This window comes from Luteibacter sp. 621 (assembly GCF_050435445.1).
Taxonomy (GTDB): Bacteria; Pseudomonadota; Gammaproteobacteria; order Xanthomonadales; family Rhodanobacteraceae; genus Luteibacter.
The window spans coordinates 1-22,770 of record NZ_JBNDKI010000003.1; the positions used below are offsets into that span (position 1 = coordinate 1).

Here is a 22,770-nt window from a genome sequence, read left to right on the forward strand (position 1 = left end):
CGTCATTTTCTAATTCTCCCATTCCACCCGCCCTCCCACGGGCGCGTGGGTTTGGGGGGGGGTGTGGGGGGGGGGGTGGGGGTGCTCCCCCCCCCCCCCCCCCCCCCCCCCCCGCTCCTACGCGTTAAACCACCGGTGTTGAGCGCACGAGGTACTGCACGCTGAAGCGCTTGTCCTCGTCCATCCATACCTTGGCGACGGAAAGTCCGGCCTTGCTCGCCATCTGGGCGAAATCATCCAGCGAATACTTGCAGCTGTACTCCACCTGCATGGCTTCGTCCTCGCGGAACGCGAACACATCGTGGCCCACGTGTACTTCCTGCCGCTTCGTGCTCACCAGTGTCGTTTCGATGCGGCCCGCCAGCGCGTTGTAACGCGCACGGTGGCGGAATGCATCCACGTCAAAGTCGGTGCCGATTTCCCGGTTCAGACGCACCAGCATGTTGAGGGTGAAATCGCGGGTGACGCCCGCGGCATCGTTGTACGCCGCCTCGATCTGGGCCGGGTCCTTCTTGAGGTCCACGCCCACGATGATGCCGCCACCATCACTCATCTCCGCGCGCATCTGGCGGAGGATCTTGATCGCATCCTTCGTTTCGAAGTTGCCAATGGTGGAACCGGGGAAATAAATAACGGTGCGTCGCGGCGAGCGTGCCGCCACCGGCAGGCGTAGCGGTTGCGTAAAATCAGCGCACACCGGCTGCATAGGTACGTTGGGAAATTCCGCAGCCAGGTCCGCCACGCTCTCCATCAATGCGGTGCGAGAGATTTCCACGGGCACATAAGCGACGGGTGACTCAAGGTGCTCGAGCAACATGCGCGTCTTGATGCCACTACCACTACCGTACTCGACAAGGCGCACATCGGGGCCGAGCGTTTCGGCCATATCGCCCGCGTGATCGCGCATGATCGCGATCTCCGTACGGGTGAGGTAGTACTCGGGTTGTTCGCAAATCGCCTCGAACAGCGCCGAACCGCGTTCGTCATAGAACAACCGGGAAGGAAGTTTTTTTGGCTTCGCGGCAAGGCCGCGACGAACCGTATGCAGGGTATCTTCGATATCCGGGTGGCGATCATCCAGGCGGATGTCTTTCGGTTGAGCGCTCATCGATCGTTTCCAAGTCGTAGCCCCGAAAACTGCCAACGGGCGTGGGGCGGAAAAAAGTTGCGATAGGTCGCACGCACATGATCAGCGGGCGTGGCGCAGGAACCTCCGCGGAGGATCCACTGCCCATTCATAAACTTTCCGTTGTATTCACCCAGCGCACCATCGAGCGGACGAAACCCCGGGTAACTGACATAGGGGCTCATTGTCCATTCCCAACAGTCGCCGTACATCTGGCCAAGCTCTGTTTCGAATGATGTGGCACGGGGTTGGAACACCCCGCTGTCCTGAAGGTTCCCGCGTACCGGTAATGCCGCAGCCATGGTTTCCCATTCAGTCTCGGTCGGCAGGCGTGCGCCGGCCCAGCGCGCAAACGCATCTGCTTCGAAATAGCTGATATGGCATACCGGCGCGTGCGGATCGATCGCATGGCGACCCTGCAACGTGAATTCGGTTTCGCATGCGTCATCCCAATACAAGGGCCGCTGCCAGTGTTCGGCTTGCACCGTGGCCCATCCGTCGGAAAGCCAAAGCGTCGGTGAGCGATAGCCGCCATCATCGACAAAAGCACGATACTCCGCGTTCGTGACAGGACGATTAGCGATCGATCCTGACTGCCGGTACGTGCGATGCCGCGGGCCTTCATTATCAAAATGAAATCCGTCACCGTCGTATCCGATTTCGACAATGCCTTCGTCAAACGGAACAAAGCGCAATGCCGGTGCGGCGACAGAAAGTGTGCGTGGTGCATCGGCCGCGTACGCTGGCTCAAGCGGGTTCAGGGCGAACGCATGCTTTATGTCGGTGAGCAACAATTCCTGGTGCTGCTGTTCATGCTGAACACCTAACTCGACCAGGGCAGCCATTGCATCGTCGTCCGCCCGCGCGATACGTTCGACAACTGCGTCATCAATACGCGCCCGGTAGTCGAGTACGTCGTCCAGCGATGGGCGGGTCAACATGCCGCGTCGAGGGCGCGCGTGCATCGGCCCGACAGACTGGTAATAGCTATTGAACAGATAGAACCATTCGGGATGGGGCGATACATATGCATCGTCACGGCCCAGGATGAATTGCTCGAAGAACCACGTCGTATGCGCGAGGTGCCATTTAGTAGGACTGGCATCGGGCATCGACTGGATCACCGTGTCCTCGGGCTGCAGCCGCGCTGCTAGCTCGCTGGTGCGCCGACGGATGCGGAGGAAGCGTTCGGCAAGGGCCACGGCACGTGGCGCGGAGGGGACGATGCCGAGCGATCGTGCGGTCATACGCTTGCTTCCATGGGCAGCCGACGATCCGTCAGCCATGACGCATGACGATGCCCTAGGAAACGTTCAATGGGTGTGAGTGGTTGCGTCCCCGGCCTTAACGGAAGATGGACCAACCCCCTGCCCCCTCTCGTTTTTTACTGCGACTGGGCTTAACGTGGTATTCCCAACCAACGAGGGTTTCGCCATGAATGCCCGTTACCTGACTGCCGCTTGCCTGCTCTTCGTCTCAGTGGCCGCCAGCGCCGCTGATGGCCCGGCCCCCGCCCGGCACGAGCTCGAGTTCAACAGCTGCATGCGCACGGACCGGATCTCGAACTATTCAGTCGTCGATGACCAGACCGTCATCGTTGCCAATGGTCCTAACTTCTTCAAGATCGGTACGGACGTCGCCTGCCCACGCATGGGTATCGGTGGTGGCGTTCGCTTCAAATCGTCACCGGCCAACCAGGCCATGGGCGGGGGGCGTATCTGCGGCAGCATCAGCGAGCAGATCGTTCGTCGCGACGATCCGCCGTGCCAGATCATCTCGGTCGAAGAGATCGACAAGGCGACGTACAAACAGCTGGAAAAGAAGGCGAAGCAGAAGGGCGCCGGCCCAGGGATTAGCGGCGCCGCGAAATAAGCCCTTGCAGGAGCGCGCTTTCGCGTGATGGGCGTGCCGCAAACCCCATCGCGCGCAAGCGCGCTTCTACATAAAGCAAAAAAGCCCGGCTTGAGAGCCGGGCTTTTTCGTGTTCAGGTTACGCCGCGATCAATAACCGTCGTCACGCACGTAGCGGGTCGAATAGCCATCGTCGTACGTGGTGGTCGTGGTGGTGACGCGGCGGGTGACCACCGGGCCATCGTCATAGACCACCGTACGCGGCTGGCTGTAGTAGACCGGGGCGCGATCGACGACGACCGTGCGCGGCTGCGTGGCGTTGTAAACCAGGGCGCCCACCGTGCCGGCGACAATCGCGCCAGCGATCCAACGGCCGCTGTGGTCGTAGTAGCCACCGCGGTGGTAACCACCGTAGTAACCACCACCGTGGTAATAGCCACCACCCCGGTAACCGCCATGGCCCCAGCCACCCGCGAACGAGGCTGGCGCAAACGCCATAAGGCCCACGGCAGCAAGGGCGACGGCGGACTTAACGAACTTGGCTTTCATGACAGTTACCTCCTCAGGTGAGCGCAGATTCGCGCCCGGCCACTGAATCCGGACTGAAGTTTTCTGCACTTCCCATTCACGTTTTCCACGGATTCACGAACGGCTTCCGAAGCAGCCAGCAGCCATGGATGTCGTGGCGGCGGGCGAAGTCGAACGGGATGCTCGGTGCGCTCCAGTCTTCAATAGTGAAATGGGGTTCCAGGGCCGCCCGATCAAGCTGGAAGCGGCGGAAATTGTTTGAGAAAACAATCACCCCTTCAGGCAGCAGACGGTCAGCGCAAAGCTGCAGCAGCTTCACATGGTCGCGCTGGACATCGAAGTCGTCCGCCTTCTTGGAGTTGGAGAAGGTCGGCGGATCGACGTAGATGAGGCCGTACTGCATCGAACGCGTCTCCAGGAACTTCAGCGCGTCTTCCTGGATCAGGCGATGGCGATTGCCCGTGAAGCCGTTCAGGGCCAGGTTCTTCGACGCCCAGTCCAGGTAGGTTCCGGACAGATCCACCGTGGTGGTATCGCGGGCGTCGCCAGCGGCGGCATACACACTGGCCGTGCCGGTGTACGCAAACAGGTTCAGGAAATGCTTGCCGGCGGCAAGTTCCCGGATCTTGGCGCGAACCAGCCGGTGATCAAGGAACAGGCCGGTATCGAGGTAGTCCGTCGGGTTGATCAGGAACTTCAGCCCACCCTCGTGCACCTCGACAAACTGGCCCTGCTGGTCGAACTGGCCGTACTTGGAACCGCCCTTGCCGCGCTCGCGGGTTTTCACCGCGATACGGTCGCGCGGTACCTCGAGGACTTCGGCAGCCACCCGCACCACTTCGCGCAGCCGGTTGCGGGCCACATCGACGGGAATGTCCTGCGGCGCCTTGTATTCCTGGATGTGCAGCCAGCCTTCGTAGACGTCGATGGCCGCCGCGTACTCCGGCAGGTCCTGGTCGTAGGCGCGCCAGCAGGTGATCCCTTCCCGGGCGAGCCGCTTGCGAAGGTGGCGAACGTTCTTCTCCAGCCGGTTCTTCAGCATCTGCGCGCCATCGGAGAGCGGCTTCGGCTCACGGGCCGGCGCTTCGCCCGCGGCACGCAGGCTGAACGTAAGCAGCGGTGTTTCGAGTGCGCCGTTATAGAGCGCATAGCGCTTGTCCGGCGACAGTCGCATGGCCCGGCCCAGCTCTTCATCGCCGGCGAGCACCGCGGCGCGCCAGCCCGGGAAACGATCCTTGAGGGCCTGGCCCAGTGCGCGGTACAGATGCGGCAACTCAGCGCGATCGCCAAGGCGCTCGCCGTACGGCGGGTTGGTGATGACCAGGCCCAGCGGCGTTTCCGGCGGCGGCTCCACGTGCACGGCATCGCGGCGGTCGAGGTGGATGAACCCGGCCACGCCCGCAGTCTGCGCGTTGCGCTTGGCGGTCTGCACCATGTGCGCATCGGTATCGCTGCCGAAGAACACCGGGCGCAGGTTGCGCATGCCCTCGTCCGTAGCGGTCTTGGCCTCTTCCCACAGCTGCTTCCACAGCGAGTAATCGTGTTTGCGCCAGCCCAGGAAGCCGAAGTAACCACGACGCAGGCCCGGCGCGGCGCCCGCTGCCATGAGGGCGCCTTCGATCAACAGGGTGCCGGAGCCGCACATGGGATCCACCAGCGCCCCGCCTTCGGCGTAAATGCGTGGCCACTGCGCACGCACCAGCATCGCGGCGGCGAGGTTTTCCTTAAGCGGCGCCTCGCCCTGGCGCTCGCGCCAGCCACGCCGGTGCAGCGGCGAGCCCGAAAGATCGATCGAGAGCGTGGCGCGGTCACGGCGCACACGCACGTTCACCTGCACATCCGGCTCGTCGGTTTCCACGTCAGGGCGAGCCCCGCTGGCAGCGCGGAACTGATCGACGATCGCGTCCTTGGTCTTCAGCGCGATGAACTGGCTATGGGTGAGCTTGCTCAGCGCCGTGTTGGCATCCACGGCCAGCGTGCCGTGCGGTGCCAGGTGCTCGGCCCAGGCGATGGACTGCACGCCCTGGTACAGGTCTTCCGGCGTCTCGGCAGCGAACTCGGCCAGTGGCAACAGCACGCGACTGGCCATGCGCGACCACAGGCAGGCGCGGTAGGCCGTCTCCATGCCGCCGGAGAAGGCAACACCCGCGAGGGCTTCCTTCACATCGGTGGCGCCGATGGCGATCAGCTCATCCTTGAGCAGGTATTCCAGGCCCTTCGGGCAGGTGGCGAAGAAGTTCATGCCAGGCTATCCAGGAAGCGGCGGAATTCGGCGTCGATGTCGCCAAGGGTGTCGGAAAGGCGGTGGTCATCCTGCACCAGCAGCAGCGGAGCGCCCTGGCCGCGCGCAAACGCGATGGCGCCCTCGACCGGGCACACGTCATCGGCGTAGCCATGGACGAGGAAGGTGGGCACGTCCGCCTTCGCGCTGAACGCACGCGGGTAACCGGGGATCTCCGCTGGCAGGGCCAGCAGGAACAGCCCGGCGACCGGGGCATCGAGCGAGGCCAGGCCGGAGACGAAGGCGCCCATGCTGGAGCCCACCAGCACCGGTGGCACGGGCGAGGCCTTGATCGCGGCGGCCAGCCGGGCCAGCCGCGGCTCGATGGAGCCGGCATGGCCTTTCAGGTCGTCATCCCGGTAATCGGGGCGGTGGGTGGTCCAGCCGAGACGCTCGGCCGTGGCCGCCAGTGCGCTGACCTTGGTGGCGTCAGGGCCGGAATCGGACCCGTGGGAAAGAATGATGTGGCCGCGCATCGCGGTCTCCGTACGCGGATCGACTGGCTATGTTATCAAAGCGGCATGATCGACATCCTGTACGCCCCCCTGCCCTATGAAAACCGGCTGCCCGAGCGCGCGGCCGATACCGTCGACCTGGTGGTCATCCACTGCACCGAGCTGCCCGACCTGGCCATGGCCCGCGAATACGGCGAGCGGGTGCTGTATGAGGACCGCGGCACCGGGGCCAGCGGGCATTACTACATCGACCGCGATGGCTCGATCTTCTGTTACGTCGATCCGAAACGGGTGGCGAACCACACCCGGGGCTACAACCCACGCTCCATCGGCATTGAACTGGTGAACCTGGGCCGTTACCCGGACTGGTTCCACACGGCGAAGCAGGAGATGACCGAGCCGTACCCGGAAGCCCAGATCACCGCACTGCGCGCTCTGCTTGACGACCTGGTCCGGCGTTTCCCCGCCCTGCGCCACATCGCCGGCCATGAGGACCTGGATACCGCCATGGTCCCTTCCAGCGACGACCCGGAAAACGAAGTGCCACGCAAGCGCGACCCCGGCCCCCAGTTTCCCTGGGCGCGGGCCTATGACGACGGGCGGCTGGGCCGGATCAAGGCCTGATTCCCTATAATCGACGGCTAACGCATCACGGTCCGAAAGGGGGACCCATGCAGGACAACCACGTCGGCGAGCTCGTCGATCTGCTCGAACTCGAACGCCTCGAAGACAACCTGTTCCGCGGCCAGAGCCGCGATATCGGCACACGCTTCGTCTTCGGCGGCCAGGTACTGGGCCAGGCGCTCTCTGCCGCCCAGCGCACCGTGCCCGATGACCGCGTCGCCCATTCGTTGCACGCCTATTTCCTGCGCGCCGGCGATATCGACGCGCCGATCGTGTACAGCGTGGAGCGCACCCGCGATGGCGGCTCGTTTTCCGCCCGCCGCGTGGTGGCCATCCAGCACGGCCAGCCGATCCTGAACGGCTCCATCTCGTTCCAGGTGCCCGAGACCGGCTACGAGCACCAGATGTCGATGCCCGAGGTACCGGCGCCGGAAGATGTGGAGACCACGCCTGCCCTTTCGGAAGATCAGCTCGCGCGCCTGCCGGAGAAGACCCAACGCTGGCTCGGCAAGGATGGCCCGTTCGAGTTCCGCCACGTGTGGCCGCGTGATGAGCTGCGCCCGGCCAAGCGCCCGCCCTACCAGCACATCTGGTTCCGCCTGACCGCGCCGATCGCCGATACGCTTTCGCTGCACCAGGCCCTGCTCGCCTACGCCTCGGATTTCCACCTGATCGGCACGGCCACGCTGCCACACGGCATCTCGTACCTGACGCGCAACATGCAGATGGCGAGCCTGGACCACGCCTTGTGGTTCCACCGCGAGTTCCGTATCGACGACTGGCTGCTCTATTCGTTCGATAGCCCGACCTCGCAAGGCGGCCGCGGCCTGGCGCGCGGCATGATCTACACGCGTGATGGCCGGCTTATCGCCAGCACCGCGCAGGAAGGTCTGATCCGCGTGCGCCCCGACTGATGGCATGAACATCGAGCTGCGGCACCTGCGTTACTTCATCGCCGTGGCCGATGAGCTGCACTTCAGCCGTGCCGCCGAGCGGCTGGGGATCTCCCAGCCGCCGCTAAGCCAGCAGATCCGCGACCTGGAAGCACAACTTGGCGTGCGCCTGCTGCGGCGTACCAATCGCCGCGTCGAATTGACTGACGCCGGCCGCGTGTACCTTGATGCGGCCCGCGACATCATTGCGCGTGTGGATGAAGCCGGCGACCTTGCACGCCGTGCCGAACGCGGCGAGATCGGTGAGCTGCATGTGGGCTTCACTCAAAGCACGCCGTTGATCGAGCGTTTTCCGCGAGCGGTGCGTGCGTTCCGCGAGGCGTACCCTGCGGTGCGGCTGGTATTGAAGGAGCACAACACGCTGCAGCAGATCGAGCGTTTGCTGGAAGGCGCGCAGCAGGTGGGGTTGATTCGAGGCACCACCCTGCCGCCTCCGCTGGTCGCACGCAAGCTCGTCGACGATCCGCTCGTCGCCGTGCTACGCGCCGATCATCCCCTGGCGAAAGGCCGCCGCCCGCGTGTTCGCGTGGAACAGCTCGCTGAAGAACCCTTCGTCATCTTTAGCCGCAACGCGGGCACCGGCGTCGCGGCGCAGGTGCAGGCGATGTGCCGCAACGCGGGCTTCGCACCACGCGTGGCGCAGGAGGCTGGTGAATCCGCGACGATGGTTGGCCTCGTCGCCGCCGGGCTTGGCGTAGCCGTACTGCCCGAATCCATGCGTCTCTTGCACGTGGAAGGGGTGGCCTACGTCCCGATCGATTCACCCGATGCCGCAAGTGCGCTGCATCTGGTCCACCGCCGCTCCGACAATTCTCCGCTGGTTGCCGCCTTCATGCAGCTCATGCTGAAGGCCTGAACGTTCCTTTGTGTAGGAGCTCGCTTGCGCGCGATGGAGCCTGCCGCGAGCACCCATCGCGCTCAAGCGCTCTCCTACAGTGTCAGGATGCTGCTGGCTGCGGTTTGAGACCGCGCAGCTTTATCGCGATAGCCAGTCCAACCGTCACCAGCACGGCAACGTAAATGGCCACGCCACGCCAGCCGTCATGCGTCCAGAAAACGCCACCCAGGGAGCCGGCGATGCTGGAACCCATGTAGTACGAAAACAGATACATGGACGACGCATGTGCCTTGGCCTTCTTCGCCCGCATGCCCACCCAGCCGCTGGCGATGGAATGCCCACCGAAGAAGCCGAACGTGATCATGGCGATGCCAAGGACGATGGCCCAGAGCGAACTGCTGGAAGTGAGTGCGGCACCTGCGAGCAGGATGACCAGCGCCGTCCACATTACCTTTCCACGGCCCAGCTTGCCGGCCAGCGCACCCATCCACGCCGATGCACCGACGCCGACCAGGTAGACCATGAAGATGGCGCCCACGTGTGATTGCGACAGCGAAAACGGTGGCGCAAGCAGGCGAAACGATACGTAGTTGTAGATGGTGACGAACGCACCCATGAGCAGGAAGCCTTCGGCGAAAAGCCACGGCAGGCCCTTGTCCTTGAGCAGTTCGCCAAATACAGACACAAGGGCACGCGGATGCGCCTTGCGCTTTTCGAAATGCAGTGACGGCGGAAGGCCCTTCGCCACGAGGAATGCGGCGAGAAGGCCCAGCGCGCCGATCACACCCACGGCAACGCGCCACGAGGCGTGATCGGCCGTAAACCCCGAGATAAGGCGGCCGCTCATGCCACCGATGGCGTTACCACCGATGTACAGGCCCATCGCAAAGCCCAGCGATTCGCCGTGCACCTCCTCGCTGAGGTAGGTCATGGCAACCGCGGGCAGGCCCGCGAGGGTCACACCCAGCAACGCACGCGCCGCGAGCAACAGGCCCCAGCTCGGCGTTACAGCCGTAAGCAGCACCAGGATCGACGAGGACAGCAGCGACGCCAGCATGATCGGCTTACGCCCGAACGCATCGGAGATAGCGCCAGCGAACAACATGCCGACGGCCATCACCGCCGTCGTCAACGAAAGCGACAACGAACTGGTCGCGGCATCCACGCCGAAGTCGCGCGAGAACGCGGGCATGAGCGGCTGTACGCAATACAGCAGGCCGAAGGTAGCGAAACCCGACGAGAACAACGCAAGGTTGGTGCGCCGGAAAGCCGGCGTGCCATGGCGGATGCGCCGATCAACAACCGCCGGCGCAGCGGGGGACGAGCCGTCCACGGGAACCTCCAGGGGATAACCTGATGCTTAAGCTAAACCCTGAATTGAGTCGAATCGATATCGCAAAACCTCCGGTTCGATACGCCTAACGACTCAATCGGCCGAACGCCCTGTAGGAGCGCGCTTGCGCGCGATCCGGGGTTGCGGCAAGCACCCATCGCGCGCAAGCGCGCTCCTACAGGGGCCGTGTCAGCGGACGGCGGTGCCGGCCTGCTGCCCATCCCATTGCACTGCCTGCGCCAGTTCGTCGTCCGTCAGGGCCAGGTCGCCCGAATCCGTCGCCGCATGCACGGCCACGATGTGGCCGTCGTGGCGCGACAGTTCCCGGTTGCCGGCATCGGTCACCGCTTTTGCCCGTTCATCATCCGAAGCCAGCAGCACCAGCAAGGTCTTCGTACCAGCGACGAACTTCACCCCGCTGGTGGCACCCGACTTCGCGAGTTCAGCCGAAGCCAGTGGCACGGCTTTCACCTTCCCCGCCCAGCGAGGTGGCGCCACGAAGGTGTACCCCGCAGCTTCGTCGCGCCACTGGAAGCGCTTCATCGGCTCAGCGGCCGGGGCTTTTTGCCCATGGGTAACCGGCGGCGGCTCGGCCATGGCGGTGAGTGGCAAGGCGAGAAGCAGCAGCGCAGCGGCGGTTTTCATAGCAAGGGCTCCGTTATGCGGGCCAGCCTACGCGGTCCGCCTGTTGGCATGGCGTCAAGCCCCACGGTCACCCGCGTCCTCGGAAACCCCTTCCCGCCCGCTCACCCACGCAAACAACACGATGCCCACGATGATCCCGACGGCACCCAGGCCCGATACCGCATCCGGAAAGGATTCGTGCAGGAACAACACCCCGATGACGGTGGCGAACAGGAGCTCAGCTGCCTGCATCGCCTCCACCGCGGCCAATGCGGTGGGCTGGCGCCCGACCAGCTCCGTGGCGTGGAAGAACAAAATGGTGGCGATGGCGCCGGACGAAAGCGCCGTACCGGCGGCGAGCAGCGCCTCACGCGGCGTCGGTGGCCCTATGGTCGCGAGTGTGGCCGCAGCCAGCACCAGCCACAGCGGCCAACTGGCCAGTGTCATGCCGAACACCCGTTGCACCGGACCGAGCTTCGTGCCGGTACGTTCCAGGTGCAGGAGGATCTTCCGGTTACCCAAAGGGTACGCGAACGCGGCGAAGGCGACCGCACCCACCGCCAGCCAGGCCGAGGCATCCAGGCCACCATGGGCGTGGCCGAACTGCAGCAGCATCACCCCGCCAACGATCAGCGCGCCGATCGCCAGCGAACCGACGTGCCAACGGGCACGTTCATCGCGGTAGATAAAGGGCGCCATCAGCGGCCCGGCCAGCACGGTGAGCTGGAAGCTGCCTGCCACCAGCCACGATGGCCCGCTGGTGGCGGCCCAGGTCAGCGGCACGCCGAAAAGCACGAAGCCCACCGAACTCCAGGTGAGCCACGTGCGCGGATGCGTGCGAAGTTCGAAGGGAAGCTTGCCCAAGCCGCCCTTGAAAGGCAGCACCACCGCCAGCAGGGGCAGCGTAAACAGATAGCGCAGGATCACCGCCCATTGCCAGTGGCCGCCGCCACTGACGACGGCACGGTTGAGCACATAGGTAAACGTGAAGAACAGCGCCGACAACAGCGCGATCGCCACGGCCTTCAGGGCGGTGGAACGCATGGATGGCCTTACGGGGAAAACGAACCCCGACTATGCCAGCCATGCAGGGCGTCGTCAGCCCGCCTCGTTGAGCTCCAGGAAAAGCTCCTGCAATTCGCCACCGATCGGCCTGCCGTTGACCACAAGCCCGACCGAACCCTTCACCCCAGCCACCGGGCAACAGCCATCGGCAATACCGAGCAGGTTGGCCGTGGTCTCGACCATCACCTGGCAAACGATATCCAACAGCGTGGCCTTGCCCGCGTCATCCAGGTTTTGGAACAGCGATAGCGCCCGCACCCAGTGCGGGTCCACGGCCTTTTCGGGCGGCATGCTGAACAGGTTCGCGTAGACCGCGAGGTTGTCGCGAACCACGGCATCCTGCAGGGCCTGAACGAAGCGTTCGGCATTCATGGGGTGTTACCAGGGAAAGGGGACTGACCGCTATATAGGTACCCCGCCCGCCGGACTCAACGGATGGCATGTGAAGGCCGTTCAGTCTCCCCCTCAATGATTCTCCCGCGCCATCCGCCGCGGCCGCCGGTGCGCGGGCACGTACCCCGGCCAGATCGCATCGTAGAAATAACGTTCCTGGGCCGAAGGCGGCTCGTACGGCTTGCTCGCCGCCGGAATGCGCTGGCGCAGCGCGGCCTCATTGTGCTCCGCCCAGCGCATCACCATTCGCTGCATCAGTGAGACACCCTTGAGCATCGCCCCCTGCCCGGCCTTGGGCCCATACCGCCAGCGCACCACCCAACGATCACCCTGCGGGCTGACACGCGCAAACGCCCGCGTCGTCCCTTCCAGGATCGCGTACTGACGTTCCCCCATTTGCACCCAGTGCACGATTGCCATGGGGTCGACAGTACGCCGGGGCAGTCTCAAATTCGTGGATAGGGAAAAGTTCGTATGGCACACGGCTTGCCAATCGGTATGATCCGCGCCGATGACAACCGAAAAGACTGTCCCTAAGAGACAGATTCGCGCCGTCTACGACGACGCCACCATAAGGGTCTACCAGGCCTACTCCCACCCGATTGCTGATGCTGCCATCGCCGCGCAGACCTTCGTCTCCCCGCCCTTCAAAATGGCGCGAATGACGTGGATAAAGCCCTCCTTCCTCTGGATGATGTATCGAGCCGGATGGGGTCTTAAAGATGCTGGCCAGCACCGCATTCTTGCCATTGATATCGGCCGCGACGGCTTTGAATGGGCGTTGTCCCACAGCTGTGCCAGCCACGCCAGCGAAGGCACGCCGCATGCCGAATGGGAAAAGCTGAAAGCCGCATCGCCCGTGCGGATCCAGTGGGATCCTGAGCGCGACCTGCATCACAATCCACTCGAGCATCGATCGATCCAGATTGGCCTCGGGGGCGAGGCGGTCCATCGTTACGTGAATGAGTGGATTCACGCGATCACCGACGTTACCGCCGAAGCACAAGCTATCAAGGCACTGGTGGATGCTGACCACCTCGACGCCGCCCGCGAACGACTTCCTCAGGAGCGCCCTTACCACGCCGCTTCCTACGATGCAGGAACCATGGAATGAACAAGCATCTTGTAGACACCAGTAAATTCCTCAGCCTCGTCCTTCGTCACCAGCCGGAATTGATCGGCATCGCGCTGGACAACGAAGGTTGGGCGCATATGGATGAGCTCATAGCGGGTGCGCGGCGAAAAGGCCATGCCATAGATCGCGCCACCATCGCCACGATCGTTGCTGACAACGACAAGAAGCGCTTCGCGATGTCGCCGGATGGCTCGCGTATTCGTGCTGTGCAAGGGCATTCCACAGCCGACGTCACGATCGCTTATGAGCCGCGCATTCCGCCGGACCTGCTATTCCATGGCACGGCGACGCGCTTTCTCAGCGCGATTCTTGCCGAAGGGCTGGTTTCGGGAAGCCGCCACCATGTGCATTTGTCCGCGACGACCGATACTGCCATAGCCGTTGGGCAGCGGCACGGCAAGCCGGCCGTGCTACGCGTGGATGCTAAAGCGATGCACAGCGAAGGCATAGCGTTCTACCAATCCGAAAACGGCGTTTGGCTCACGAAGCATGTGCCGGTGCGATTTCTGGCGGAACTCGAAGTGTAAGCCTCCGGCATCACCGGCACTGCTTCAGCAAGGTGGATCGGCAGCACTGAACGTGGCGCATAACCAATGCACGCTAGGGAAACGTCGCGCCCAGGTGCTCCTCGATCGCTCGCTCAAGCTTACCGTCGGGGTTATCGCCCGAGGGGTGGTAATACATCCCCAATGTGCGCGTCGTGTCACCGTCTTTCAGCAGGATGGCACTGAACCCATGCGGCGATGCTGGGTACGGCGGGGCGGCTTCGATCATCGTGCCCTCCGCATCGAACGCGGGCACCTGGCCCCAGCGCCCCGCCCCCCACGCATCATTCGCAAGGCAAACGAGCTCTTCGATCGCGGCCGCGGGAAGCCGCCCTTCCTTAACCGCCTCGCGGGCAGGTTGCCGGTTGAAATTGGTGTAGCTACCGATATGCGCGCCCGCCCAGGAACTCATACCCACGTCGCGATCAAACGCATCTTCGGATGCGCAGCGCAACCGCTTCCACACGCGGCCCGAATCCAGATCGACCGAGAGACTTGTTCCACAACCCCAGTTTTCGAACGATACGGCGACGATGTGCGCAGGCATGGCGACGCCTGCGGGGACACCGGCGTAGAAGAGGTTCGCGGGCTCGCGATCAATAAACCGTTTTGTTGTGGCACCGAAAGCCTGGCCGTGGCAGCCGATCGCCGCATGGGCGGCAAGCGGCGTGAGGATAAGCAGGGCAAACAGAAAACGTCCGTTCAACATGAGTTCCCTTGGGTGAGGGGCGAAGCGTCCGGCCCGCCCGTCCGCGCGCCATATCGCGTAGTGGCGTGACGCGAGTCAACTCGGCTCAGCGACTGCCCTCACCGATGTAGTACACCTTGGCCAGGTTCTGCGGCTGTTTCTTCGCGTCTGCCGTCCGTTCAAAGCAAGTGCGCCCTTTACCATGCTGCCGGAAAGGCAACTCGGGTCGAGCGGATGCATCGCTCGCCAACGCGAATACGGCGCACAGCTGATAGTCCAGCCCCTTGTGCGTGTAGCCAAAGACCTCGTGCGTGAGCGGATCCACCCGTTCAGCCTCGGTCCCGATCTCGATCAAGCTATCCGGCAGGTAGCCATAGCGTGAGGCATGGACTTCGAGACGAGTGCCCAACCCCGTAAGCAGAGCCGCCCGACGCTCATCCTGCGCAAGCATTCGTTGATAGCCAGGCGTCCCGTTGATCCACAGGCCTGCGCCAACCGCGGCAAACATGACAGCCGACACAACGATGCCAAGCACACCGCGCCCCGTCATGGCTCAACCTCATCACGGCGCAGATCGCGCAGGTAATAGGTGAATGCCACGATGGCGATCACCGCCGCCACGATGACCTTGAGCACGAAACGCATCGTGAGTTCGCCGCCAAGGAACCGGTCGACCAGCGTGGTGAAGTCACAGATCAACGCCACCGCAGCGACAAACAACGTGAGGTAGGTCAGCCAACGACGTACCGCGGATTGCCGCTTCACCGGCTGCTTCGCCAGCACCCGCTCGTTGCGCCACGAAAGGACCAGGAACACCGGGAAGGCGATGATGACCGACGCAAGCGACCAGCGGAGATCCGGCCCAAGCCGGAAATACTCCACTGTCTGGATTGTATCCGGGTAGGCACGATCAATAAGGTTGAACAGTAGCGACCCGAGGTGGAACGCACTCAGGTACAACGTGGTGAAGATCACCAGATAGATAAAGGCCTCGCGGGCGGAGAGATACGGGCGTGGCCGGGGCACGGGAATCGGAAACGCCGAATCCGCATAGGCGGCGAGCGCCGGGCGTACCTGCTCAGGCGCCCATCCGGCCTGCGTCAGGGCCTCCTCTATCGCTGCCCGCGATTGCCCCCGCTCCAGCGCGGCGTGGACGAAACGTTCCAGTTCCTGCGTGCTGCCTGCCATTTGCCATCTCCCTGGGTCCATGTGGACCGGAGCATAGCCGGAGACGAGTGCGGCCGCGCGGGCTACATGGGTTCGAGATGGGTGATAAGCAAACGGACGCTTTCCCTGCCCTGCCAGTCGTTCACCGTGAGCTCGTAAGCGGCACGGAAACGCTGGGGCGGCGGCGTGCCGTCGTAGCAGCTGAACATGACCGCATCCAGCGGCGCGCCGCCTTGTTCGTGGCGGAGCTGGAAGCGTAGGTGCTTGGTACCCATGGGCTTCCATGAGGCGCATTCAAAGACGTTCTCGAATACTGGCGAAGGAAACGCCTGGCCCCAAGGACCGGCGAAGCGGAGCTGCTTCGCAAGATCCAGGGTGTGGTCGCGGTAATCGAGTTCACCATCGGTCTGGACCACGGCCTGCAAGCGGTCGTCGTCCAGGTGCGCGCGGGCCGTGGCATCGAAAATTGCAGCGAAGCGCTCGAACTCGGCCGCTTGCATGCTGAGGCCCGCCGCCATGGCGTGGCCGCCGAAGCGCAGGATCAAGCCGGGATGCTTCGCGTCGATCTCGGCGAGCGCATCGCGGATGTGGAAGCCGGGAATGGAACGTGCGGAGCCGCGCAGTTCGTCGCTATCATCGCCCGCCGGCGCGAAGGCAAGCACGGGGCGATGCAGCTTCTCTTTCAGCTTGGACGCAACCAGGCCCACGATGCCTGCATGCCAGCCCGGGTCGAACAAAGCCACGCCCACGGCATCGATGTGCGCCGCACGCGACACCATAGCCTCGGCTTCCTCAACCATGCCCGCCTGCATCTCACGGCGCTCCTGGTTGATGGCACTGAGTTGCTCGGCGTAGCGGCGTGCAATGCCGGTGTCATCGGTGAGCAAACAGGCAACACCAAGCGACATATCCTCAAGGCGGCCCGCTGCATTCAGGCGCGGACCGATGGCAAACGCAAGATCGGTGGCGGTGACGGCGGACACCGAGCGATTCGATGCCTCGATCAATGCCGTGATACCCGCGCACGCCTTGCCCGCGCGCATGCGCTTCAGGCCAGCATCGACGAACACGCGATTGTTGAAATCGAGCGGCACCAGATCGGCCACCGTGCCAAGGGCGACCAGATCCAGCAGCGCGCCGAGGTCCGGCTCATTGCCCTCGGCGAAACGCCCCGCGTCGCGCATGGCCGCACGCACCGCGAGCAGCAGATAGAACATGACGCCGACGCCCGCAAGCGCCTTGCTGGGAAAGCCGTCGCCGTCGAGATTCGGATTCACCATCGCATCGGCGGCAGGCAACGTATCGCCCGGCAGGTGGTGATCGGTGATGAGTACGCGAATGCCGCGGGCGTGTGCCGCGGCGACGCCCGCAACACTGGCCACACCGTTATCCACGGTGACGATCAGATCGGGTGTGGGTTCCAGCGATGCGACCAGCGCTTCGCTCAGGCCATACCCGTGGACGAAGCGATTGGGCACGACATGGCTGACGTGTTTTGCACCGAGCAGGCGCATGCCACGTTCGGCAACGGCGGCACCGGTCGCGCCATCGCAATCGTAGTCACCCGCGATCACGATGCGCTGGTTGCTATCGATCGCCTCGATGAGCAGCGCGACCGCGCGGTCCATGCCGCCCAGCAACGTGGGCGAATGCAAACGCGCAAGGCGGTGTTCGGCGCCATCGGGCGTCGTGACGCCGCGTGCAGCGTAAATACGCTGGATCACCGGGTGCACATGGCCGGGCCAGCCGCTCGGGGCGACCTCGGCAACGCGCTTGCGCCAGGTCTTCATACCTTCGCCTTGCGCCAGAAGCGCAGGCGGTGGGTTTTCTTGAGCATGATGCGGCGGCCGTCGGCGAAGGCCAGGCGCAGTTCGCTGCCGGATTCGAGGCGGGCTTCCAGGAAGGGCCACCAATCGCGGGCGAATTCCGAGGGCTGAACATCCTGCAGGTCCAGGAGTTCGGCGTGGCTGGCCCCGCCACCGGCGGGGATCGCGCGCGAGCGCGCTCCTACAAGGGCAGAGCGGGGTTGTACTTCGACGCCGGCTTTGTGGCCTAGCGCCCAGATCAGCAGGTCGTCGCTGTGGATGAGGGCCTGGCCGCACTCGACCCATTCGGGGAGCGTGCCGGCACCCCACAACCACACGCTGTTGATCGGCGGGAGGCTGTTGTACGCGCGCTGGGCATTGGCGGGATGGTTGTGCAGCACCACCTGCGCTTCGTTGAGCAGCGCGCGCCAGCGACGGCCGTGCTCGCCCTTGGGCAGCTGCTCGAACAGGTCCGCACCGAGCGCCTCTTCAGGCTCCGGGAACGTCGGCACCTGCACGTAGTTCGGCACCTTGAGCTGCCAATGCTGTGGGTCGCCTACCAGCAGGCTCATGCCCTCTTCCGCGAACGTATTGCTGAGTGCATCCACCATGCTCGTCGCATCGGCAGGGCTCACCGCCAGGTTGCCGCAGCCGAGCAGGCGTGCGCCGCTCAGTTCGGGCTGTACCCAGGCAGGATCCGCACACACCCACAACGCCGTGCCGGCATCCCCCGCCACGCTCTGCCGGATCAACGCGGCGGCGGGCAGCGGGCCATCCGGCCAGCGGAAAAACTCGGAGACCGCGTGCATGTAGCCGGGCAATGCCGTCGGCAACGCCGTGCCGCGCGCAAGCCACTGGTTGAAGGCCTCCACGAAGCTAAGCTTGTCGCGGCCGGGCAGCAGCACGTTCAACACGGACGCCATGGTCAGGCCTCAATCTGTTCGAGCAGTTCCATCCATTCGAACTCGAGCGATTCCTTCTCGCCACGCAGTTCGGCCTGGCGCTGGCCAAGACGTGCCAGCTCCGACGTGGGGCCACCGTAAACAGCCGGGTCGGCGAGTTTCGTTTCGATCGCCAGCAGTTCCTTGTCCATGCCCTCCACCAGCGATTCGATCTTCTTCACCCGGGCACGTACCGTTTTCTCTTTCTCGCGATCTTCCGGGGAAAGTTTGCGCTTCTCCTTCGCGTTGTTTTCCTTTACCGGTGCATCGGCGGGCGCGGAAGCGACAGCGGCGGTCTTGCGCGTCGTGGCGCGGGTGCGCAGCCACTTGGCGTAATCGTCCAGGTCACCATCGAACGGGCCGACATCGCCATCGGCCACGCGCCAGAATTCATCGCACACCATGCCGAGCAGGTGGCGATCATGCGAGACCAGCACCAGCGCGCCGTCGAAATCGGAGAGCGCATCGGCCAGCGCTTCGCGCATGTCCAGGTCAAGGTGGTTGGTCGGTTCGTCGAGCAGCAACAGGTTGGGCTTGTCCCATGCGATCAGCGCCAGGGCAAGGCGGGCACGCTCGCCACCGGAGAACGCATCCACGTGCTCGAAGACGCGATCGGCCGGGAAATTCCACGTGCCGAGGTAATCGCGCAGGACCTGCTGGCCGGCGTTGGGCGCCTTGTCCTGCAAGTGGTCGAACGCGCTCCAGCCATCGTGCAGGCTTTCCACGGTGTGCTGGGCGAAGTAGCCGATCTTCAGGTCTTTATGGAACGGACGCTCGCCAGCCATGGGCTCAAGTTCGCCGACCAGGGCTTTCACCATGGTGGACTTACCGGCACCGTTTGGACCGAGCAGACCAATGCGGTCACCGGCTTCAAGGCCGAAGGCAATGTCCTTCAGCACCACGCGATCGCCATAACCGGCGTCCACGTGATCGAGCCGCAGCATGGAGGTCGGCAGGCGCTCGGGCTTCGGGAAGCTGAAGCTGAAGGGGCGCTCGGCGCGCACGGCCTCGGTGCCACTCATCTTTTCCAGGCGCTTCATGCGCGACTGCGCCTGCTTGGCCTTGCTGGCCTTGGCCTTGAAACGATCGATGAAGGACTGCAGGTGCGCGCGCTCGGCCTGTTCGCGCACGTGCGCGATCTGCTGCTGGCGCAGGTGCTCGGCGCGCTGGCGCTCGAACTGCGAATAGTTGCCCGTGTACAGCTTGGCCGTGCCGTCGTGCAGGTGCAGGGTGTGCGTGGTAACCGCATCCAGGAACTCGCGGTCATGCGAAATGATCAACAGCGTGCCCTGGTAGCGGCGTAGCCACTCCTCGAGCCACAGCACCGCATCCAGGTCCAGATGGTTGGTCGGCTCATCGAGCAGCAACAGGTCCGACGGTGCCATGAGCGCGCGGGCCAGGTTCAGGCGAACACGCCAGCCACCCGAGAACGAGGCAACCGCCTGCTCGTGGGTTTCCGGCGAGAACCCAAGGCCGTGCAGCAGGCGCCCGGCGCGGGCGCGGCCGTCATAGCCATTGACCTCCTCGATGCGCAGGTGGGCCATGGCCACCGCCTCGAGATCCCCCGCGTCGTACGCATCCTGCTCGGCCTTCAGCGCGGCCGCTACGTCCACGTCCCCGCCCAGCACATAGTCGATCGCGGCATCGGGCAGCGCCGGGGTTTCCTGGGCCACGGAAGCCATGCGCACCTTCGACGGCATGTCGAGGTCGCCCTTTTCCGGCTCCAGCTCGCCCTTGAGTGCGGCGAACAGGGTGGATTTGCCACACCCGTTGCGGCCGATGACGGCCAGGCTCCATCCGGTCTGGATGGTCAGGTCCATCTTATCGAGCAGGGTACGGGTGCCCCGGCGCAGGGCGAGGTTACGGAACGAGATCATGGCGGGCCAGAAGAAGGCGAAAGGCGACTGCGCATGATAGCTGGCCTGCCCTCCCGCGTCGCCCGAATGCGACCTGGGCCACAGCCGTGAAGGCCGCGACGCGCCGCCCATGGCGCCGCATCGGGCGATCTGTTAAAACGCTGTCCTGCGCCGCATGGGGAGCGCGACGGAGCCATCATGAATACCTTCAAGCCTGTTTTCACCGCGATCGCACTGGCCCTCGTGGCCGTTGCCGCGGCTCCGACCGCCCGCGCGGGCGATACCCTCCTGATGCAGCGCGTGCAGCAGGAAAAGGGCATGAGCCTGCCTGCCAAGGGCATGAGCATGGCCGAGGTGGAGCGCCGTTTCGGTGCACCGACCTCCAAACTTGACTCCCGTGGCGGCGGGAGTGCAAAGCAGCCGGTGATCAACCGCTGGATGTATCCGGGCTATATCGTGTACTTCGAGCGCAGCCACGTGATCCACACGGTGCTGAACACCCCGGCAGGCAACAACACCAACCCGCAAAGCCCGAAGTAACCGGTCGGGCAACGGTCATCGCGAAGCCTTACAATAGCGGGCTTCCCTTCCCCGATCCCGCCCGCCATGACGAACTCCGCCTCTTACCGCCTGCCCGCCGAATGGGAGCCGCAGGCCGGTGTACTCATTGCCTGGCCGCACGCCGGTACCGACTGGGCCGAGCGCCTGGCTGGCGTGGAGACCACCTACGTGGCACTGGCGGCGGCGGTCACCCGCTTTGAACCGCTGCACATTATCGTGGCCGATGCCGAGCTGCGCGAACGCGCCCGCCTGGCCATCGAAGAAGCCGGCGCCGACATGTCGCGCGTGCATTTCATCGAACTGCCCTACGACGACACCTGGCTGCGCGACTCCGGCCCGATCACGCTGACCGGTCCCGAGGGCGTGCTGCTCAATGATTACCGCTTCACCGGCTGGGGCGGCAAGTTCGGCGCCGAGCAGGATGACGCGATCATCGCCGGCCTGCTCCAGCGCGGCGTGCTGAGCGGGCTGCCGCACAAGCGCATTGACTGGGCGCTGGAAGGCGGCGGCATCGAGAGCGATGGGCAAGGCACCATCCTGACCACGTGGAAGTGCCTGGTGCAGCGCCACCCGGATCTCTCCCGCGAATCCATGACCGATACCCTGGCCACCACCCTGCACGCCGATCGCGTGCTGTGGCTGGAGCACGGCTACCTTGAAGGCGACGACACCGACGCCCATATCGATACGCTCGCGCGCTTCAGCCCGGATGGCGGCATCGTCTACCAGGCCTGCGACGACGCCAGCGATCCGCACTTCGAGGAACTGGGCCAGATGGCCGCCGAACTCGCCGAGCTGCGTTCGCCGGAAGGTAAGCCGTACCCGTTGCACCCGCTACCGTGGGCCCAGCCGATCATCGACGAAGGCCGCCGCCTGGCAGCGTCCTACGCCAACTACCTGATCGTGAATGGCGCGGTGTTGGTGCCGGCCTATGGCGACCGCGTCGATGCGGAAGCGGCCCGGATCATCGGGCTGGCCCACCCCGGTCGCGAGGTAGTGCAGGTGCCGTGCCGCCCGCTCATCTGGCAGAACGGCAGCCTGCACTGCATCACCATGCAGTTGCCCGCCGATATCGCCAAGTAATCCGATCCCGAGGACAGACAACCATGACCCGCAAGACCCTCAAGGTCGCCCTCCTCCAGGAAACCGATCGCGGCAGCCGCGATGCGAACCTCGATGCCATCGAGTCGGCGTTGCGCGAAGCGGCGAAGGCCGGCGTCGAGCTGGTGCTGCTGCAGGAATTGCACAACGGCCCGTACTTCTGCCAGCACGAAAGCGTTGCCGAGTTCGACCGCGCCGAGACCATTCCCGGCCCGGGCACCGATCGCATCGGCAAGCTGGCCGAGGAGCTGAAGCTCGTCGTCGTCGCCTCCATCTTCGAGAAGCGCGCCACCGGCCTGTACCACAACACCGCCGTGGTGTTCGATCGCTCGGCCGCCATCGCGGGCAAGTACCGCAAGATGCACATCCCCGATGACCCGGCGTTCTACGAGAAGTTCTACTTCACTCCGGGCGATATCGGCTTCGAGCCGATCCAGACCTCGGTGGGCAAGCTTGGCGTGCTCGTGTGCTGGGACCAGTGGTACCCGGAAGCCGCGCGCCTGATGGCGCTGGCCGGTGCCGACCTGCTCTTCTACCCCACCGCCATCGGCTGGGAACCGAACGATGACGATGCCGAAAAGGGCCGCCAGCGCGAAGCCTGGATCACAGTGCAGCGCGGCCACGCCGTCGCCAACGGCCTGCCGCTGCTGTCGTGCAACCGCACCGGTTACGAAGCGGACCCCTCGGGCGTGGGCAGCGGCATCCAGTTCTGGGGCTCCAGCTTCGTCGCTGGCCCGCAAGGCGAATTCCTGGCCCAGGCCGGCACCGATGGCCGCGAGCTGCTCATTGTCGATATCGACATGGAGCGCAGCGAGCACGTTCGCCGCATCTGGCCGTTCCTGCGCGATCGCCGCATCGATGCCTACGGCGACCTCACCAAGCGCTACCGCGATTAACCCT

At 64.4% G+C, this 22,770-nt stretch carries 25 protein-coding genes; 9 read left to right on the top strand and 16 right to left on the bottom strand.

The features are described 5' to 3' along the window. Positions 1–124 precede the first annotated feature (124 nt). Entirely contained in the window at positions 125–1,108 is a 984-nt protein-coding gene (gene egtD / locus ABIE56_RS04320) for an L-histidine N(alpha)-methyltransferase (protein WP_429242608.1), read from the bottom strand. After that, on the bottom strand, positions 1,105–2,373 hold the full coding sequence (gene egtB, locus ABIE56_RS04325; RefSeq protein WP_429242609.1) for an ergothioneine biosynthesis protein EgtB: 1,269 nt from the start codon (positions 2,371–2,373) through the stop codon (positions 1,105–1,107). Before egtB ends, egtD begins: the two co-directional genes overlap by 4 nt. Before the next feature lie 187 nt (positions 2,374–2,560). On the opposite strand from egtB, the gene ABIE56_RS04330 reads away from it, so the two are divergent. Further along, positions 2,561–2,998, top strand: a complete 438-nt coding sequence (locus tag ABIE56_RS04330) for a DUF6491 family protein (protein WP_429242610.1) — start codon at positions 2,561–2,563, stop codon at positions 2,996–2,998. Positions 2,999–3,127: 129 nt separating this feature from the next. On the opposite strand, the gene ABIE56_RS04335 is transcribed toward ABIE56_RS04330, so the two are convergent. The 3 genes from ABIE56_RS04335 to ABIE56_RS04345 form a co-directional block, all read right to left on the bottom strand. Continuing rightward, a complete protein-coding gene (locus ABIE56_RS04335) occupies positions 3,128–3,526 on the bottom strand; it encodes a hypothetical protein (RefSeq protein WP_429242611.1) in 399 nt (132 codons plus the stop codon). Positions 3,527–3,602: 76 nt separating this feature from the next. Next, on the bottom strand, positions 3,603–5,747 hold the full coding sequence (gene rlmKL / locus ABIE56_RS04340; RefSeq protein WP_429242612.1) for a bifunctional 23S rRNA (guanine(2069)-N(7))-methyltransferase RlmK/23S rRNA (guanine(2445)-N(2))-methyltransferase RlmL: 2,145 nt from the start codon (positions 5,745–5,747) through the stop codon (positions 3,603–3,605). Beyond that, positions 5,744–6,262 carry an alpha/beta hydrolase gene (locus ABIE56_RS04345; RefSeq protein ID WP_429242613.1) on the bottom strand — a complete coding sequence of 173 codons (519 nt, stop codon included), beginning with the start codon at positions 6,260–6,262 and terminating at the stop codon, positions 5,744–5,746. Before ABIE56_RS04345 ends, rlmKL begins: the two co-directional genes overlap by 4 nt. Before the next feature lie 45 nt (positions 6,263–6,307). On the opposite strand from ABIE56_RS04345, the gene ABIE56_RS04350 reads away from it, so the two are divergent. The 3 genes from ABIE56_RS04350 to ABIE56_RS04360 are packed head-to-tail and all read left to right on the top strand — an operon-like array spanning position 6,308 to position 8,674. Then, positions 6,308–6,865, top strand: a complete 558-nt coding sequence (locus ABIE56_RS04350; RefSeq protein ID WP_429242614.1) for an N-acetylmuramoyl-L-alanine amidase — start codon at positions 6,308–6,310, stop codon at positions 6,863–6,865. A 47-nt stretch (positions 6,866–6,912) separates the two neighbouring features. Further along, positions 6,913–7,779 carry an acyl-CoA thioesterase II gene (gene tesB, locus ABIE56_RS04355; RefSeq protein ID WP_429242615.1) on the top strand — a complete coding sequence of 289 codons (867 nt, stop codon included), beginning with the start codon at positions 6,913–6,915 and terminating at the stop codon, positions 7,777–7,779. A gap of 4 nt (positions 7,780–7,783) precedes the next feature. After that, positions 7,784–8,674, top strand: a complete 891-nt coding sequence (locus tag ABIE56_RS04360; protein WP_429242616.1) for a LysR family transcriptional regulator — start codon at positions 7,784–7,786, stop codon at positions 8,672–8,674. 82 nt (positions 8,675–8,756) lie between these two features. On the opposite strand, the gene ABIE56_RS04365 is transcribed toward ABIE56_RS04360, so the two are convergent. The 5 genes from ABIE56_RS04365 to ABIE56_RS04385 all read right to left on the bottom strand — a co-directional run bounded on the left by ABIE56_RS04365 (position 8,757) and on the right by ABIE56_RS04385 (position 12,491). Then, positions 8,757–9,989: an MFS transporter gene (locus ABIE56_RS04365; protein WP_429242617.1), complete on the bottom strand. Its 1,233-nt coding sequence runs from the start codon at positions 9,987–9,989 to the stop codon at positions 8,757–8,759. A 189-nt stretch (positions 9,990–10,178) separates the two neighbouring features. After that, the gene (locus tag ABIE56_RS04370) at positions 10,179–10,634 is read right to left on the bottom strand and encodes a hypothetical protein (RefSeq protein ID WP_429242618.1); all 456 of its coding nucleotides are present in this window, start codon (positions 10,632–10,634) and stop codon (positions 10,179–10,181) included. A 54-nt stretch (positions 10,635–10,688) separates the two neighbouring features. Then, complete coding sequence (locus tag ABIE56_RS04375) at positions 10,689–11,657, bottom strand: multidrug resistance efflux transporter family protein (protein WP_429242619.1); 969 nt, start codon at positions 11,655–11,657, stop codon at positions 10,689–10,691. 54 nt (positions 11,658–11,711) lie between these two features. Next, positions 11,712–12,050: a hypothetical protein gene (locus tag ABIE56_RS04380; protein ID WP_429242620.1), complete on the bottom strand. Its 339-nt coding sequence runs from the start codon at positions 12,048–12,050 to the stop codon at positions 11,712–11,714. A 93-nt stretch (positions 12,051–12,143) separates the two neighbouring features. After that, the gene (locus ABIE56_RS04385) at positions 12,144–12,491 is read right to left on the bottom strand and encodes a hypothetical protein (protein ID WP_429242621.1); all 348 of its coding nucleotides are present in this window, start codon (positions 12,489–12,491) and stop codon (positions 12,144–12,146) included. 91 nt (positions 12,492–12,582) lie between these two features. On the opposite strand from ABIE56_RS04385, the gene ABIE56_RS04390 reads away from it, so the two are divergent. Beyond that, on the top strand, positions 12,583–13,185 hold the full coding sequence (locus tag ABIE56_RS04390; RefSeq protein ID WP_429242622.1) for a DUF4291 domain-containing protein: 603 nt from the start codon (positions 12,583–12,585) through the stop codon (positions 13,183–13,185). Continuing rightward, the gene (locus ABIE56_RS04395; RefSeq protein ID WP_429242623.1) at positions 13,182–13,733 is read left to right on the top strand and encodes an RNA 2'-phosphotransferase; all 552 of its coding nucleotides are present in this window, start codon (positions 13,182–13,184) and stop codon (positions 13,731–13,733) included. The genes ABIE56_RS04390 and ABIE56_RS04395 overlap by 4 nt, the downstream gene beginning before the upstream one ends. A gap of 73 nt (positions 13,734–13,806) precedes the next feature. On the opposite strand, the gene ABIE56_RS04400 is transcribed toward ABIE56_RS04395, so the two are convergent. The 6 genes from ABIE56_RS04400 to ABIE56_RS04425 all read right to left on the bottom strand — a co-directional run bounded on the left by ABIE56_RS04400 (position 13,807) and on the right by ABIE56_RS04425 (position 20,229). Beyond that, the gene (locus ABIE56_RS04400) at positions 13,807–14,457 is read right to left on the bottom strand and encodes a hypothetical protein (protein WP_429242624.1); all 651 of its coding nucleotides are present in this window, start codon (positions 14,455–14,457) and stop codon (positions 13,807–13,809) included. An 88-nt stretch (positions 14,458–14,545) separates the two neighbouring features. Further along, positions 14,546–14,974 carry a hypothetical protein gene (locus tag ABIE56_RS04405; RefSeq protein WP_429242625.1) on the bottom strand — a complete coding sequence of 143 codons (429 nt, stop codon included), beginning with the start codon at positions 14,972–14,974 and terminating at the stop codon, positions 14,546–14,548. Positions 14,975–14,985: 11 nt separating this feature from the next. Continuing rightward, positions 14,986–15,627 (bottom strand): DUF5671 domain-containing protein, encoded by a 642-nt coding sequence (locus ABIE56_RS04410; protein WP_429242626.1) that lies wholly within the window; start codon positions 15,625–15,627, stop codon positions 14,986–14,988. A gap of 62 nt (positions 15,628–15,689) precedes the next feature. After that, a complete protein-coding gene (recJ, locus tag ABIE56_RS04415) occupies positions 15,690–17,396 on the bottom strand; it encodes a single-stranded-DNA-specific exonuclease RecJ (protein WP_429242627.1) in 1,707 nt (568 codons plus the stop codon). Continuing rightward, positions 17,393–18,334: a phosphoglycerate mutase gene (locus ABIE56_RS04420; RefSeq protein WP_429242628.1), complete on the bottom strand. Its 942-nt coding sequence runs from the start codon at positions 18,332–18,334 to the stop codon at positions 17,393–17,395. The genes recJ and ABIE56_RS04420 overlap by 4 nt, the downstream gene beginning before the upstream one ends. A gap of 2 nt (positions 18,335–18,336) precedes the next feature. Then, a complete protein-coding gene (locus ABIE56_RS04425) occupies positions 18,337–20,229 on the bottom strand; it encodes an ABC-F family ATP-binding cassette domain-containing protein (RefSeq protein ID WP_429242629.1) in 1,893 nt (630 codons plus the stop codon). A 177-nt stretch (positions 20,230–20,406) separates the two neighbouring features. Here ABIE56_RS04425 and ABIE56_RS04430 point away from each other — a divergent pair, with 177 nt between their 5' ends. The 3 genes from ABIE56_RS04430 (at position 20,407) to ABIE56_RS04440 (ending at position 22,766) form a co-directional block, all read left to right on the top strand. Further along, positions 20,407–20,748, top strand: a complete 342-nt coding sequence (locus ABIE56_RS04430) for a hypothetical protein (RefSeq protein ID WP_429242630.1) — start codon at positions 20,407–20,409, stop codon at positions 20,746–20,748. Positions 20,749–20,814: 66 nt separating this feature from the next. Then, positions 20,815–21,852, top strand: coding sequence for an agmatine deiminase family protein (locus tag ABIE56_RS04435; RefSeq protein ID WP_429242631.1), 1,038 nt, complete (start codon positions 20,815–20,817; stop codon positions 21,850–21,852). Between the two features lie 23 nt (positions 21,853–21,875). Next, positions 21,876–22,766 carry a carbon-nitrogen hydrolase gene (locus ABIE56_RS04440; RefSeq protein ID WP_429242632.1) on the top strand — a complete coding sequence of 297 codons (891 nt, stop codon included), beginning with the start codon at positions 21,876–21,878 and terminating at the stop codon, positions 22,764–22,766. Positions 22,767–22,770: the final 4 nt, after the last annotated feature.